This window comes from Mycoplasma corogypsi (assembly GCF_045276875.1).
Taxonomy (GTDB): domain Bacteria; phylum Bacillota_I; class Bacilli_A; order Mycoplasmatales; family Metamycoplasmataceae; genus Mycoplasmopsis; species Mycoplasmopsis corogypsi.
Genome location: NZ_CP174163.1, coordinates 305,692 through 321,254, shown reverse-complemented (window position 1 = coordinate 321,254; position 15,563 = coordinate 305,692). Strand labels below are relative to the sequence as shown.

The 15,563-nt window shown below is 27.4% G+C and carries 17 protein-coding genes and 1 tRNA gene; 10 read left to right on the top strand and 8 right to left on the bottom strand.

Features of this window, described 5'->3' with window-relative positions; genetic code table 4:
* Positions 1-85: 85 nt before the first annotated feature.
* The gene (locus tag ACJA23_RS01340; RefSeq protein ID WP_406614572.1) at positions 86-1,243 is read left to right on the top strand and encodes a Cof-type HAD-IIB family hydrolase; all 1,158 of its coding nucleotides are present in this window, start codon (positions 86-88) and stop codon (positions 1,241-1,243) included.
* A 71-nt stretch (positions 1,244-1,314) separates the two neighbouring features.
* Here ACJA23_RS01340 and ACJA23_RS01335 read toward each other — a convergent pair.
* Positions 1,315-1,405, bottom strand: a tRNA-Ser gene (locus tag ACJA23_RS01335).
* A gap of 57 nt (positions 1,406-1,462) precedes the next feature.
* On the opposite strand from ACJA23_RS01335, the gene ACJA23_RS01330 reads away from it, so the two are divergent.
* The 3 genes from ACJA23_RS01330 to ACJA23_RS01320 all read left to right on the top strand — a co-directional run bounded on the left by ACJA23_RS01330 (position 1,463) and on the right by ACJA23_RS01320 (position 3,313).
* Positions 1,463-2,284: a GNAT family N-acetyltransferase gene (locus tag ACJA23_RS01330; RefSeq protein ID WP_406614570.1), complete on the top strand. Its 822-nt coding sequence runs from the start codon at positions 1,463-1,465 to the stop codon at positions 2,282-2,284.
* A gap of 1 nt (position 2,285) precedes the next feature.
* Complete coding sequence (locus ACJA23_RS01325; protein ID WP_406614568.1) at positions 2,286-2,828, top strand: hypothetical protein; 543 nt, start codon at positions 2,286-2,288, stop codon at positions 2,826-2,828.
* A gap of 203 nt (positions 2,829-3,031) precedes the next feature.
* Positions 3,032-3,313, top strand: coding sequence for an HU family DNA-binding protein (locus tag ACJA23_RS01320; protein WP_406614566.1), 282 nt, complete (start codon positions 3,032-3,034; stop codon positions 3,311-3,313).
* Here ACJA23_RS01320 and recU read toward each other — a convergent pair.
* On the bottom strand, positions 3,310-3,792 hold the full coding sequence (gene recU, locus ACJA23_RS01315; protein WP_406614564.1) for a Holliday junction resolvase RecU: 483 nt from the start codon (positions 3,790-3,792) through the stop codon (positions 3,310-3,312). The genes ACJA23_RS01320 and recU overlap by 4 nt on opposite strands.
* Before the next feature lie 226 nt (positions 3,793-4,018).
* Here recU and tpiA point away from each other — a divergent pair, with 226 nt between their 5' ends.
* A complete protein-coding gene (tpiA, locus tag ACJA23_RS01310) occupies positions 4,019-4,753 on the top strand; it encodes a triose-phosphate isomerase (protein ID WP_406614562.1) in 735 nt (244 codons plus the stop codon).
* Positions 4,754-4,826: 73 nt separating this feature from the next.
* On the opposite strand, the gene ACJA23_RS01305 is transcribed toward tpiA, so the two are convergent.
* On the bottom strand, positions 4,827-6,437 hold the full coding sequence (locus tag ACJA23_RS01305) for an ATP-binding cassette domain-containing protein (protein ID WP_406614560.1): 1,611 nt from the start codon (positions 6,435-6,437) through the stop codon (positions 4,827-4,829).
* Positions 6,424-8,055, bottom strand: a complete 1,632-nt coding sequence (locus ACJA23_RS01300; RefSeq protein WP_406614558.1) for an ATP-binding cassette domain-containing protein — start codon at positions 8,053-8,055, stop codon at positions 6,424-6,426. The genes ACJA23_RS01305 and ACJA23_RS01300 overlap by 14 nt, the downstream gene beginning before the upstream one ends.
* A gap of 203 nt (positions 8,056-8,258) precedes the next feature.
* On the opposite strand from ACJA23_RS01300, the gene ACJA23_RS01295 reads away from it, so the two are divergent.
* The 5 genes from ACJA23_RS01295 (at position 8,259) to ACJA23_RS01275 (ending at position 11,112) form a co-directional block, all read left to right on the top strand.
* On the top strand, positions 8,259-8,531 hold the full coding sequence (locus ACJA23_RS01295) for an HPr family phosphocarrier protein (RefSeq protein ID WP_406614556.1): 273 nt from the start codon (positions 8,259-8,261) through the stop codon (positions 8,529-8,531).
* A 77-nt stretch (positions 8,532-8,608) separates the two neighbouring features.
* Complete coding sequence (locus ACJA23_RS01290; protein ID WP_406614554.1) at positions 8,609-9,211, top strand: hypothetical protein; 603 nt, start codon at positions 8,609-8,611, stop codon at positions 9,209-9,211.
* 279 nt (positions 9,212-9,490) lie between these two features.
* Positions 9,491-9,721: a hypothetical protein gene (locus ACJA23_RS01285; protein ID WP_406614552.1), complete on the top strand. Its 231-nt coding sequence runs from the start codon at positions 9,491-9,493 to the stop codon at positions 9,719-9,721.
* Between the two features lie 129 nt (positions 9,722-9,850).
* Positions 9,851-10,141 (top strand): HPr family phosphocarrier protein, encoded by a 291-nt coding sequence (locus ACJA23_RS01280; protein WP_406614550.1) that lies wholly within the window; start codon positions 9,851-9,853, stop codon positions 10,139-10,141.
* 122 nt (positions 10,142-10,263) lie between these two features.
* Positions 10,264-11,112, top strand: a complete 849-nt coding sequence (locus tag ACJA23_RS01275; RefSeq protein ID WP_406614548.1) for a hypothetical protein — start codon at positions 10,264-10,266, stop codon at positions 11,110-11,112.
* A 100-nt stretch (positions 11,113-11,212) separates the two neighbouring features.
* Here ACJA23_RS01275 and greA read toward each other — a convergent pair whose 3' ends face one another.
* The 4 genes from greA to alaS all read right to left on the bottom strand — a co-directional run bounded on the left by greA (position 11,213) and on the right by alaS (position 15,547).
* Entirely contained in the window at positions 11,213-11,749 is a 537-nt protein-coding gene (gene greA, locus ACJA23_RS01270) for a transcription elongation factor GreA (protein WP_406614546.1), read from the bottom strand.
* A gap of 77 nt (positions 11,750-11,826) precedes the next feature.
* Entirely contained in the window at positions 11,827-12,492 is a 666-nt protein-coding gene (locus ACJA23_RS01265) for a BC85_0335 family putative methyltransferase (RefSeq protein ID WP_406614544.1), read from the bottom strand.
* Positions 12,492-12,935 carry a Holliday junction resolvase RuvX gene (gene ruvX, locus ACJA23_RS01260; protein WP_406614542.1) on the bottom strand — a complete coding sequence of 148 codons (444 nt, stop codon included), beginning with the start codon at positions 12,933-12,935 and terminating at the stop codon, positions 12,492-12,494. Before ruvX ends, ACJA23_RS01265 begins: the two co-directional genes overlap by 1 nt.
* Positions 12,923-15,547 (bottom strand): alanine--tRNA ligase, encoded by a 2,625-nt coding sequence (alaS, locus tag ACJA23_RS01255; RefSeq protein ID WP_406614540.1) that lies wholly within the window; start codon positions 15,545-15,547, stop codon positions 12,923-12,925. Before alaS ends, ruvX begins: the two co-directional genes overlap by 13 nt.
* Positions 15,548-15,563 lie beyond the last annotated feature (16 nt).

The window sequence follows — 15,563 nt, the reverse complement described above, 5'->3', positions numbered from 1 at the left end:
CAAGTTAAATATTGAATATAAAAATCACAATAATTTTTTAAAATTGAAAATATAGTAGAATTAATAAATATTTCATTGAGGTGTTATGAACAAAAGACTTTATGTGGATGATTTATTTTATCAAAAGATCATAGATGGAACAAAAACAGTAGAAATTAGGCTAAATAGGGATAAATACCACGGCATTTTACCTAATTCATATTTAATGCTAGTTAATAATAACAAACCATCTGAGCAACTAATTAAAGTTCTAAATGTTTCTCAATTTAAAACACTTGAAGAATTACTACAAGTTAAAGGTTTTAAAAACTGTGGTTTTACTAGTATAAACAATCCAAATCTTGCTTTAATTAATACTTTTTACACCCAAGAAGAAATTCAAAAGTATGGTTTTATCGCAATAGAATTTGAAAAAGTTACACTTAAATTAAGCGATATTAAAAACTTTGTTTTTGATTTAGATGGCACACTACTAAACTCAGCTGGAAATATAGGTGAAAAGAATCTAGAAACTATTTATAAACTAAAAAACCTAGGTAAAAACATAATCATAGCTACCGGAAGACCTATTTTTACAGCAAATAAGGTTTTAGAAAAACTCCCTAATGATTTTCCATCACTACTAGCTAATGGTTCAATGATTTATGATTTTAAAAATCATAAATATCTTAATATTGAAGCAATTGATAAAAATATCATAAAACAAATCTACATCAAACTTGTTGAATGAGATTATGATTTTGTCATGTATAGCCAAAATTGTATTTTAGGCTATAACACCCAAAAGACTGATTTTTTCACTAAAAAAGGTTATACTAAAACCTTAAGTGTACAGCAATACATTGAAGGAAATGCTTATGAATTACTTGATCAATTAGATATTTGTAAAATTCTGGTAGTAAAACGAAGTAACCCTGAAGCTATGTGAGATAAAGTTGTACCTTTAGTTAATTCTTTTACCCAAATTTATGGTGTAGTTAGTGATATTGGTCATTTAGATATCATGAAACAAGGAGTTTCAAAAGCTAGTGGTTTAGAATATTTAGTTAAACATTTTAAGCTGGATTTAACCAAAACTATCTGTTTTGGTGATGGTGATAATGATATAGATATGCTTCAGAAAGCAGCTTATTCAGGTTGCACAAGTAATGCTTTTACAACTGTCAAAGATAAAGCACTATTTAATTTAGATAGTAATGATACTAATTGACTTAGTGATTTTATTTTAGAAATTGAAAAATAAGCACCAATAGGTGCTTTTTTTATAAAGAAAAAATGCACATAAGTGCATTTAAGATGGTGTTTTACAACAAATGGCGGAACGGAGAGGATTTGAACCTCCGCGGGAGTTGCCTCCCCTACAGTCTTAGCAGGACCGCCTCTTCAGCCTCTTGAGTACCGTCCCATTTCTTTGAAGTTGCTTTATTATTATACACAAAAATTTTAGTGTTATAATTAAATTATGAAAAAATTAATTAAACTAAGTAATAGCGATAAAGCATCAATTTTAGAATTTTTAAGTAAGCAAGATATGGTTAAATATATGTTCTTAGTTTCTGATATTGAAGGATATGATTTAGAAACTAAAGATGTAGCTTTATATGTTTCAAAAGATAATGATTTAGTTGAAAATATTTTCTTATGTTTCTATGGTAATTTAGTTGTGTTTTATCAAAAAGATAATTTTGATTTAAACCAACTAAAAGATATTATGACTGAATATCAAATTAAAAATGCTATTTGTCAACCTGAATTTATTCCTGTTTTAGAAAAATTAGCATCTCAATTAAATAAAACAGTTGAAATAAATAGAGAAACAATTATGACACTGGATAAAGCTGAATTTGATCAAATTAAAGCACAATACCCAAATTTAGAAGCTACTTTAATTGTTGAGAAAGATTTAGCTCCAATTATTGAATCAAGAAAACAAATTAAAGAATTTAATAATTTTAGCGCACAAGCTTTAGATCTAAATTACTTACTTAAATCATTAAATAATGGTTATTATGGTGGTTATGTAATTTATAAAGATAACAAAGTAGTATCTCACGCTTCATATATAGCTAAAAATCAAAAAGCAGCAACAATTGGTGGTGTATTTACACTTGAAGATTATCGTAGAAAAGGTTATTCAAAAGATTGTGTAATTAAGTTATGTGATGATTTATTAAATAAAAACATTACTCCTACACTATTTTTTGATAATCCTGTAGCCGGAAAAATGTACTATTCACTTGGTTTTAAAGATTACGGAACAATAATTGTAGGTTTATTAAAATAATATGCAACAAGAATACCAATTACAAACCAAACCAGTTAAAGAAATTATTTTAGATGATTTATATGCTAAAAAAGTCAAAGAATACTATAATCTAGATTCATCAAAATTTGAACATGATGAATTATTTGTGCAATTTCAACAAGAAGTTAGAGAAATTGCCAATGTTTATAGAAAATATCCTGATACTAAAAATTGTTTAATTTTGGTTAGAAAACTGATTCAAAATTCAACATATAGCGATGAATTAAAAAGCATACTGCTTTATAACTTACACGCAATTACTTATAATTTAATTGTTAATTATTTAATTATTTTAGTTAAAAACATTAATGATGACTGATTTGATAAAAATAACTTTGCTAAAAGATATCAAGCTAGTAAAATCAAATTAGATAAAAAACTAGCTAAAATTAGAACTAAATTACAAAATAACAAAAGAACTAATGTTGAATGAATTTTATTTGGTTTAATTAACAAAGTGTGTTTATGTGCTGGATTAAGCATTGGAGATATTGTTTCTATTCATAAAATTTATGGCTTTTAGCAGCCATTTTTTTAATTATTTATAATAAAATTGTTATTATGCCCAGTCATAAAATTAACAGTTTTTGGCACAATTAAAATGTGCAAAAGTTTTCCACAATTTCTTTTTATCACTAAAAAAATAGCATAAAAGTTTTACAATTTTGACTTTTATTGTAAGATTTAAATAGAAATAAAAAACTAAAAAATGGAGATTACTACATTATGACAAAAAAAGAATTCATTGCAACAGTTGCGGATTACATTGAAGAAGACGCAAAGATTGTATCTAAAGTTTTTGACGGAATGGTGTTTATTATTAAAGAACAACTAATTTCAGAAGAACCAGTTAGACTATCAAAATTAGGTATTTTCCAAACACAAATGAAAAAAGCTCGTACAATCACAAATAAATTCACAAAACAAGTGATGGAAGTTCCACAAAAACGTGTTATTAAATACAAACCATCAAAATACATGCGTGAACAAGTTGATATGAAAGCTTAATCAAGTAAATTGATAATTCCAGGAAATTCAAGATCTAAGACTCTTGAATTTTTTGTTATTTCTTCAATACTTAAGTACTTTTTATTCTCAATTAACCTACTAAAATCATCAATATCAATTTTGATAAATTTATTAATTACATTAAAGTAAATCAACAAAAACGCAATTCCTCCATATTGCTTTATCGTTTTTAAATAGTTAAATTGATGTTCCTTTAAGTTAGCTACATAAAACTTATCTTCATTACAAGTTTTAGCTTCAAAACAGATAAATCTCCCTTGATACATTCCAATATAATCAACTGTACTTTTCTTATAAAAATGAGCATTTTTTAAGACCTTTTTATTATTAACTTCTTGAACTTTATTAAACTTAACATCTAAAGGTTTTTTCTCGATAAAAGCTTGTTTAGTTTCTCAATAATGAAATATTGTTTGATTGATTATATTTTCTAAAAACATTCCCTTATTTTTATACATCACTAAATTATTAAATTAAAAACTAGTTTGAGACTAAAATCAAACTAATTTAATACTAATAATTCTAAAACCATATTAAAACCAAGCTTTTAAAAAGCTTAGTCTTAATTAAAAGCTAAGAGTTATTTAAAACTTAAGATAATAATTTTTGGTTAAAAGCTAAAAAATCAATATTAAAATTATAAAAATATTTTAAAATATAAATACTTAAAACATAAGGAGTATTATGAAAAAACTAGTAATTATTGGTAACTGAAAAATGAACAAAACTTTTTCAGAAACTAAAGCTTTCGTAGCTGAATTTGACAAGGTTTATCAAGCAAATAAAGCAAAATTATATGGGAATTTAGATTTTGGGATTGCAGCACCATTTACAAACCTAGCAGCACTTAGAGAATCACAAGTTAAAGAATTAAAAGTTGCAGCACAAAACATGAATGATCACGAAAAAGGTGCATACACAGGTGAAACAAGTCCTTTAATGTTAAAAGACTTATCAGTGCACTATGTTGTTTTAGGACATTCAGAAAGAAGAACATACTACCACGAATCAGATGCTGATGTTTATGCAAAAGCTAAATTAGCATTAGAACACGGTTTAACACCAGTTATTTGTGTTGGTGAAACTTTAGAACAATACGAACAAGGTGTTACAAAACAAGTTGTTTTACAACAAATTAAAGAATCAGTTAAAGATTTACCACTTTCAAAAATCGTGGTTGCTTATGAACCTATTTGAGCTATTGGAACAGGTAAAGTTGCAACTCCTGAAATTGCTCAAGATGTTTGTGCTTACATTCACGAAGTTACTTCAAAAGAACTTGTTGTTCAATACGGAGGAAGTGTTTCTCCTAAAAATATTGAAGAATTATCATCACAAAAAGATATTGATGGTTTCTTAGTTGGTGGAGCTTCATTAGAAGTTGAAAGCTTTGTACAATTACTTACATTAGGTAAATAATTAAACCTTTATGATACAGCTCATAGCTGTATTTTTATTTTCTTTATAATAAAAAACACATTCAGTGAATGTGTTAGCTTGGGATCGAATCTCGTTTAAGCGCATCTAAATCAACAACATTATCAAATCTTTTAATCATTCTTGGATCAAAGTGGTGTGAAATGATAATAATGGCTTTGTTTAGATTTAGGATGTTTTCAATGATTACACCACGGTTATCGTGATCTAGGTTTGAAATAACCTCATCTAAAATATAGAGTGATTTTTCATTATAGAAAATATTAGCTAGTCTTAATTTTTGTAGCTGTCCAATTGATAAAGTTTCTAGTTTTAACGGTGTGCTAAAAGTGCTTAAATTCAAGTTAAAAGTTTCAGCAAGATGATAAACTTTAGCTTCATCGTAGGTTTCACTACCAGCTATAACTTGGAATACATTATCAAATGGAAGAAGTTGTGAATTAACCTCACAATAACCAATATTAACGCTTAAATCGCTTTTTGAAGTATATTGAGTATCGTTTCAATAGATATTTCCATCATACTTAATTAGATTCAGAATACATTTAGTTAAAGTACTTTTACCACTTCCGCTTTCACCCATTATTAAGCATTTTTGGTTTTTGTGAATTGTCAAGTTAAAATCATTAAAAATCTTATGTTCAGCAAAAGTAATGTTTAAGTTTTGAATTTCTAACTTTTGTAATTCTTCAAATGGAATAAGCTCTGATTTTTCTCTACCATCAAAAAAGTTAGATAACTTTTTAGTGATCATTTTCACTTCTTTGAATCTTTTAAATAGTGAAATGATGTTAGTAAACTGAATAATAATTTCATTAAAGTATAAAGTTACAGTAATTAAAATACCTAAAGATAAAAGTTTTTGAACTGCATAAAAGTAAATTCCGAGTCCAAAAAAGATAGCCATTAGGAAAAAATCAACAATTTTTCCAGATGTATCTAACGTAGTGTCCATAGTTTTTAGTAAAAAGTGTCTTTTAAAAATAGGATTTGTTTTATCTTTGAAAAAGGTATATAAATAAACTTTTTTGTTCGCAAAAACAAATGAATGGACTACATTAATAAATTGAGTAATAATTGAAGTTCTTTTTTGCTCTAGCTCTGTTTTTTTAACTTGTACTTTTCCGCTTAAGTAGCTTAAGATATAGTTAGCGATAATTTTGATCACAATAACAACAGCTAGCATACCTAAAACTACGATATTTTCAGCACCAAAGACAGCAATAACACCTAAAATAGTAGTTACACCATACACTACATTTTTTCAAGCCATTAAACCTTCAGTAATCTTATTTCCATCAATTTCGAGATTAGATAAAATCTCATCTTGATTAATTTTAGTTAGTTCACTTGGATGTAAATGAATAAATTGTTCCATTAGTTGTTTTCTAAATAGATAATGGACATAGTGATACAATTTTACAAACGAGTAATCACTAATTGGTACAATAAATAAGGTAAAAACGTTTACCGCAATGTAAATGTAAATTCACATCATCATTTTAATTGGTAAAGCACCTTCTTCAGGTGTTTTATTGACAAAAGCTTCAAAAAACTTAATGGTAAATCAAACACTTAAAACTGTAATAGATGAATGAATGGTTCATAAAATGATATTTAACAAAATCAGAGGTTTATTTTGAAAAACTAATTTATGCGTTTTCATGCAAACCTCCATTTTTTAATTCATAAACGTGATCAAAATATTTTATATCATCTTTAGTTACAGTGTTTGAGACCATTATTATTGTTAAGTCATCACAAAAAGATAAATATTGCAAAATTAGTGAAGTGTTTTCAGCATCGATATTACTAAAAGATTCATCAAAAATTAAAAACTTTTTGTTTGAACATAAAGCTTGCACAATTCCTAGTCTCTGCATTTGTCCTTGTGAAAATTCTAAAGCATTTGGATTTACAGTTTTTTGTAAATCCAACATTTTTAAACCAAAGCTATGACATAGGAACTTAGCGCGCTTTTCTTGTAATTTATCACCAAAACTAATGTTGTATAAAAGTGGTTCTTCAATAAATTTAGTATCACTAGTTAAGTAATAAAAGTCATTATACAAGTTGTAATATTCTAAATCTTGGTGATTGATCAGTTGGTCATTACGATAAATTTCAATTTCAGGAAAGTGATTATAAGTTAAACCAGAAAGCATTTTTAACAGTAAACTTTTACCAGTACCGGAATTTCCTTGAATTAAAATTTTCTGTCCCTTTTTAATGCTTAAACGGATGTTTTTAAATGCTAAATTATAAATATTATAGTCGTGAATAAATAAGTCATATGACTTAAAACTATGCGGAAATTCTAGCCTTTGGTCTAATAAATTTGTATTAGGTTGTTCTTCATCTACTATCGTATTTAAATCTAAATAAGTTTTTTTAGTAATTTTGCTTGAGTTATTTAAGGCATAAAATTCTTTCGCAGCTGTAACACCTTTATCTGCTAAGTTTTTAGCACTCATTAACACAATTGAAATCACACCAACATCATATTTAGCTGTAACAAGCATTGTAAATAAAATAATCAGTAAAAAGACTGTGTAGTAAGTTAATTCACCACTAAAAGTAATTGGAATGTGTTTTTTAGCTAAATCTTTAACATAAGTTTCTTGAAAACTTTGAAACTTATGTTCATATCACTTCAGTAATTTATCAGGTGAATTTAAACGGTAAGTTTTTAATGCTTTTAGAGCATCACGATTATACTGATATGGTTTTAATTGTGTTGTTTGAAGCGAATCTCCATAGCGATTGCTAGCACGTTTGAAAAATAAAGGTACAACAATTGCAAAAATAGCTAACGGAGTTATATAAAGTAAAGTTAGTGGTGCTACCACTGCCAAAAAAGCTGTAATAGCTGCAATTGCTAAAATGGAGTTAAAGAAACTCATAAAAGCCACACCATTTGAAAGCGCATTGCTTTCCATTGCTTTGGTTAAAGCATAAACTTTAGTATGAGAATCAATTTTGTAACTTTTAACAATATTCTTATTAGTTATATCATCTTTAAATAAACTAAAAGACAATCTTCTTTCAAGCTTAAAATAAGTAAAGTTTAACAAAAACGAAACACTAAAACCTAAAATTAATTGTGCTAAAAATACACCTAGGTAAATTCCTAAGTTAATAAATAACTCATTTGATTGATTAGTTTGCTTTAACATCGTAATTAAGTTTTGAAATAAATACGATGAACCAATTAAAGCAGCAGCGTATAAAAGCGAACTAACAAGTAAAAAGATAAATAAAAATTTGTATTTTTTAAATAGCATTTAACTCCATAATTTTGTTGTTTAAATTTTAAACTATTGCGCTGATTTTAATAATTAATTTTAAAACATTAAGCTTAATAAAGTATTTTAAATACTAGCATAAAAGCTAAAAATAGTATTTTGATAAATAACTTATTCAATTAAAACGACTAATGCCTAGAAACTAGTATAATTATTATGAAATTTCTACTTGAAGGGGTTTTATGGAATTAAGAAAGAGTTTTACAGTTTCACATCCAAACGGAATTAATGTCGATCAATGTGCTCAACTAACAGAGGTGGTTAGAGAATATAAAAACACAGAATGTGTGATGGCTTATAACTCTCGTTATGCTGATATTAAATCTTTTTTAAATGTCACAAGTTTAGGATTAAAACATAAAGATATATTTACAATCATTTGTAAAGGTGTTAGTTCAAATGAAGCATTATTAAACATCGAACAAACCTTACAAAGCTTAAAAATTGTAAATTAAGTGGTAAAACTGGAATAAAATTTCAGTTTTTTTATTATCTGTGTAAAAAACTCCCCATACTATAATAAAATTATAGTATGATGGTCAGCAGCAAAAAAGACAGTAAAAAAGTTAAAAAAACCAGAATTTATGTGCAAATTGGTGCAATTTCTAAGCCGCACATAAAACTGATTGATTTTTCTACTGATTTAAAATGAATTCCTGTTTCGTTTGCAGTTATAGCAGTGGACTACAAAACAAAACGAATTCGTAAAAGTTTTTCAGTTATCAACCTTTCTAAATTAACTGAAATCAACTTTGTTAGAAAACTACAAAAAGAATTCGCTAAAGCGATTTTATCTGTAGCTAAAATCGATATAGAAGACCCTAAAAACCTAGAAAATCTTGAATTTTATACTTGAGATGGTGTTATAACCAAAAGTGTGCTATTTAAGTACTTTAATATATCAGCTAAAAGCTATTCAGATCGCTTTCATGTTTCTTTAATTGATCTTACTAATTCTCAACCTCATATTCCAAGTGAATTTAAATACTTATTATCATTAGATTTTGAAGATGATATATACCTAAAAACCATTCAAGAAGATAAACTGAGTCTAATGAATTCTCTAGCATTATCTTATTTATACCTAAAAACCAACGAAGAAAATATTAACCATAGACTTGAAGGTCTAGATTAATACAAAGAAGTTCACCCACGCTTTTTAATCGAAGATGTTCAACAATTTTTATTCAATCAAATTAACCGTTTTCTATACTTTTTAGAGCATAAAAACAAGCTTTATAAATTTATCCCACAGTTTGAAAATTACAATACTCAAATTCAAAAATTAAGTGCTGAAAGAATTGCAGTACAAAATAAAATTAATTTAATTCTAAATAGATGTAAAATCCTAAGCAAAACCATCGGTGAAACAAGAATTAAATTAGAAATTAAAATTGCTAAATTAAAAAACAGTTTGACCGAAAACCCTGATGTTTTAGCTTCAAAAGAACAAAAAACTAAAATCAACAGCGATATTTCAAAACTTGTTAAACTTAGTGATGCCTTAAACTCAATTTTAGACATTAGTGATAGTAGCAGTTTATACCAGTTAATTGACGCTTTAAAGCTCAAAATTGTCGAAATCGAAACTCAAATAAACACCGTTAAAGCACTTAAAAGTAAATATGGAACAAAGCTGGAATAATAGCTTTAAATATAATAGATATATTGTATAATTCTTAAAGATAATTTTCAACTATTAGTATAGATACTTAGACACTTTTAAGTAAAGTTATTAAATTCAAAAAATCAAAAAAAATATATAAGGAGACACATGAAAACAGCTCAAATCAAAATTACTGACCCAGTTGGATTACACGCTCGTCCAGCACAAAAAATTATCAGTGTTACATCAAAATTTAAGTCTGATTGTGTCATGATTGTAGGTGGTTCAAGAGAAATCAACTTAGCTTCAATTATGAACATTATGACAGCTGGTGTTAAAAGTGGTGATGTTGTAACTTTCAAAGTTAATGGTGAAGATGAAGATAAAGCATTTGAAACTTTAATTAAAACAGTTACAGACACAGAAAACAACCAATCAGCATTAGGTGAATTAGTTTAATATTAATATTCATCAGAGCAAAAGCTCTGATTTTCTTTATTTAAAAGTTTATATGGTAACCTGCTTACACTAAATTAATATATAATATAAACAATCTATTTAACTAGAAAGCAGGAGATATTATGAGTCTTATGTTTATTCTTCTAGGGATCGGATTTAAGATTGCCTTAGAAAATGTTCCAAGCTTTTTATACAAGCGTTTTGGTGCTCGTTGATCAGTTGGGAACGGTTTTATTTGCAAGTATCTAAATAGTAGTGAATTATTTTTAAATACTAAAGATAAAGTACATCCAGACTTTATTTTAGGGCTTAAAACAGCTAAGAATTTAGAGACTAATTTACTGAAATTTTTATTAATTAGGCTGTTATGTAGCATTATTAGTATATCGATAATCACAACTTTAGCATATTTTGCTTTTAATCACTTTATAGCTGAAGGTGTTAGCGCTAATGTTAAATATATTGTGTTTTACTCACTGTTTTTAACTACTAGTTTCTTGATGTTTTGCTTTAATATTAGTTTTATCTTAGCTAAAAGAAAGAAAATTAAATTCTTTAGTACTAAAATAACTGAATTAGAATTTAGTGCACCAAGTCATTTTAATAATTTACTACCAATTAGCTATGAAACTAATGTAGTAGAAAAACCAGCTAAAAAGGACGCGGATAAAAACAAAAAAGCTCAAGAAGAAGAGGAAGATGAAGAAGAGTTATTAATTATAAGAGGAACTTGAGCTGATGTATTTGAACCATTTCCTATTTATAATGAACCAACTCTTTATAAAAGATTTTATAAATTTGATAATCAAGAATTTCAAACTTATTTATATGCAGTTGTGGTTGCTATTTATTATGACCCAGCTGAATCAAAACTTTATACCAAAGATTATAAAAATAAAATCGCTCAAAACGTTGTGAATTTATTCCAAGAAAATAAAATTAGAAGATTTACGATAAATACTTCAAAATAGTTATATAAGCTAACACTAGGTGTTAGTTTTTTTATACTGTAAAATCAGTAAATAAGTCAAAAAGTCTATTAAAAAACTTCACCAAGTGGTGAAGCTAATTTTATCTAGCTGATTCAACTTTTGTAATTTTAATTGTTAGTTTTGTTTTAGCATTAACTTCGACAGTAGCTCCAGCCTTTTTACCTAACATAGCAACAGCAAGTGGACTTTTGTTTGAAATAATGTCATTAAATGGGTCAGCATCAAGAGCACCTTTAATTGTAACTACTTTTCTTTCACCAACTTTAACTCTTGAATCTTTGTTTTCTACTTCTAAAACTTCAAATTCAACTTGGCTACCAATACCAACTTCACCTTTTTTCTCTGCTAATGTAGCTGCATCAATAACGGTGTGAGATTCAAAGATTTTTTCTAGTTCATTAATACGACCTTCAACTTGAGATTGTCTATCTCTAGCTGCATCATATTCAGCGTTTTCAGATAAGTCCCCTTGGGCACGAGCTTCTTTAAGAGCGTTTTGCACAGCAACACGATCTTCTTCGATTAAACGTTTATATTCTTTTTTGTAAGCTTCTAAGGTTTCTTGTGATAGATAATTTAATGATTCATTATCAATTTTTTGTTTATTTTTAGCCATAACAAATGCTCCTTAATATGTTTTATTATTTTACTATATTCTATTAATTGTTTTGATAAAAAACCAAAAATCTAATTCTATAATGGTTTTTTAGTAATAAAAATAAGCTTTGTACCAAAAAAGTCTATTTCGTGTCTGATGCTTTTGTCTATTAAATATTGAACAAAACTTTTCATATCAGCGTTTAAAGTGTCCTGATAACTAACAATTATCATTCCATTTTCACTTAAATGTTCAAATGATAAATTAAATTCATCAAGAATTGAACTACCAGCGTGTGCTATATAAACTAAATCAACTTTTTGATTACTGTACTCAAAAATATTATCTTTAAATTCCTCTGGGAATTTTTCTTTTGCATTTTGAAATAGATCGTAATCAAAGTCAACCATTTTATAAAATACATTTGATTTAATTTTTTGGGCAATTGCACTAAGAGGGAATAAATCAGAGTTATTAATTACTAAAACACCTTTATATCCATTATTAAAGACTGTATTAATTATTCCTTCAATATCAAATAAATTAGCTTGGGAACAAAAATATTTATATAAATTCATGGGTAATTCACCAGTTTGGTTCTTTAATGAATCCATTTTAATTAAAGTTTCACGATCTAACTGACCTTTTGTTTTTCTACGATAATATCTAGCCCAAATATGAACTCCGATATAAAAACCAAAGGCTAAAATCATAAATACTATAGCACTAGCTACAAGACCAATTTGTCATCCTTTTAACATTATTTACCTCACTTATGTCTGTGGTATTCTAAATACTCATTCAAAATTAGTTGAGCTGCTAATTTATCTTTATATTGTTTTCTTTTTTGTCTAGTTAAACCAGCATCTATCATTGTTTGATGAGCCATTTTAGTTGTATATTGTTCGTTAATTAACATCACTGGAATATTTGGAAAATTAGTTTCTAATAGAGTTTTAAAATCTTCTACCATTAAGGTTCTTTCACTTTTATCACCACTAATTTTTAATGGATAACCTAAAATAAAACCATCAATTTCGTTTTTATAAATGTTTAAGTAATGTTTGATTTGTTCAATAACTGAATTAAAATCATTTTCAGCTGGAAAGCGAAAGTTTTCTAAACCAGTAGCTATGATTTCACTGCTATCAGTGATTGCAAAACCACAAGTTTTAGTACCTAAATCAAGTCCTAATTTTCTCATTTAATTTCACCTAAAACTGCAAGTAAGTTTTGTGGTTTAGCAGCTAATTTACCCATTGATAAAATTTTATTCCCACCACCACGGCCATTAAAGGTTTTAAATAAAGTTTGAGCAACTAAGTTTGAGTCATATTGTTTAGAAGCTACCACTAACATCGGAGTAGCATCATTTGATAAACAAACAACAAGTATATTTGGGTGTTTCTCTCTTAAAGTAGTTGCTACGGTTTTAATATGTTTGTTATCTAAAGCTTCATTTAAGTATAGTTTGTTTCCGTTTAAGTCTAAAACTTCAATGTTTTCATAATCAAACTCAAAGTTAGTTTCAAGTTCTTTGTTTAATTTTTTATTATCTTCTTTAATGTTTTCTAAAGCTTGTCTTAAATATTTAACAGCTTGTTCTTTTTGCTCTGGTATTTCTAAATCAAAAATATAGTTAGTATTTAATTTTTGGTTTTTAACAATCGCATTTTCAATCTCAACTAATAAACCATTAATTGTTTCATCTAAAAACTCATTTACGATTTCATGTGAGCTAATTGCTCTAATTCTAAATACACCTGCAGCTTTTTTATCAACTGAAACAATTTTAAAGTTTTCTAATTTAGCAGTATTACTTAAGTGAGTTCCACCGCATAAATCGGCTGTAATTCCATCAAAATGAACTATTCTAACACTTTTTGGATCCATGTATTCTGCTTCTTCAAGTGTCATAATAGCGCCCATTTGTTTTGCTTCTTCGGTTGTCATTTGTTTATATGCACGAGTAGCATCTAATTTAATATATGAACGAACTAAGTTTTCAATTTGATCAATTTCTTCATTAGTAGGTTTTGTGTCAGCTGGAAAGTTAAAAGTTAGACGTTCTTCATTGTTATCACTACCAATTTGTTTAATTTGTGGACCTAAAACATTTCTTAAGGCACAGAATAATAAGTGTGTTCCAGAGTGGTTTCTTTCAAGTCCTAATCTAATTTGTTCATCAACAAAACACTCAACTGGTAAGTCTTTTTGAATTTTACCTTCGACTTTATGAACGTGGTTACCAAATTTATCTTTAAATACATCTAAAATTTGAATGTTATTTGAATTTTGTTTCATATAACCACGGTCGTGTTTTTGACCACCACTAGTTGCATAAAATGGAGTTTCTTTTAAGATGACATAAGAAATTCCATTAGCGCTTGTAATTTCTTTTTCTGTATCTAGTAAGTATAAAATTTCACTTGTATTGCTTGTGTGTTCGTATCCAATGAATTTATCAACTTTTTGTTTAATTAAAGTTAAAGAGTTGATTACTTTATCCATTCCACTAGTTTTAGAATTTCTTGAAGCTTCAGCGTGTTTTTCTTTGGCAGCTTCAAAAGCGTCTAAATCCACTGTAATATTTTTAGCAGCTAAAATTTCAGAAGTTAATTCAATTGGAAAACCATAAGTTTCAAATAATTTAAATGCTAAATCACCTGGGAAAACTTTAGTGTCCTTTTCTAAATATGAAGCTAAAATTTCTTTTCCGTTTTCAATAGTTTTTGAAAAAGAAATTTCTTCATCTAAAATAATTTTTTGAATTGGCTCAATTTCGTATTCAAAAGGTAAACAACTTTTTACGACAGCAACTAATTTTGATAAAAATTGTTCTTGTATTCCAAGTTGCATTGCTTTATAAACACTTCTACGAATTAGTCTTCTTAAAATATATCCACGACCAACATTTGATGGTTTAGCACCATCAGCAATAGCATTAACCACAGTACGCATATGGTCAGCGATTACTTTAAAACGAGTGTTAATTTCAGCTTGTGTAGCTTCTTTAGTAAAGTAGTTGTTTATCTCATATTTATAACTAGTATATTTTTCAATTTCATTAATAATAGGTAAAAATAAGTCTGTATCAAAGTTAGTTGGAGCATCTTGCATAATTGATACAATCCGTTCTAAACCAGCACCAGTATCGATATTTTTTTGTTTTAATTCAGTATATTCACCCTCACCATTTGAATTGTAAGTTGAAAATACGATGTTTCAAATTTCAATATAACGATCATTTTCTAAATCTTCTTTTAAAAGTTCAATCCCACGAGCGTCATATTTTTCACCACGATCGTAGAAAATTTCAGTATTTGGTCCACAAGGTCCTGAACCTACTTCTCAAAAGTTAGTGTCTTTAGTTCCTGGGATTAAGTGATCTTCACTAGCGCCAAGACTCATTCATAACTCTTTAGTTTCTAAATCTTCATAGTAGTAAGTAAAATACAATCTATTAGTATCTAATTTTAAAACTGTAGTTAAGTACTCTCAAGCAAATTCAATGGCTTCTTTTTTAAAGTAATCACCAATTGAAAAGTTTCCTAACATTTCAAAAAATGTATGGTGTCTAGCTGTAATACCTACATTTTCGATATCGTTAGTTCTAATTGCTTTTTGTGAGTTAGTTAATCTTCTAGCTGGTGGTATTTTTTTACCTGAAAAGTAGTCTTTTAAGGTTGCTACTCCTGAGTTAATTCATAGCAAAGAAGGATCGTTTTGAGGTACTAGGCTTTTTGAAGGTACAATAAAGTGACCTTTAGTTTCAAAAAAATCTAATCAATCTTGTCTAATCTTTTTTGAATTCATAAATTGCTCCAATTTA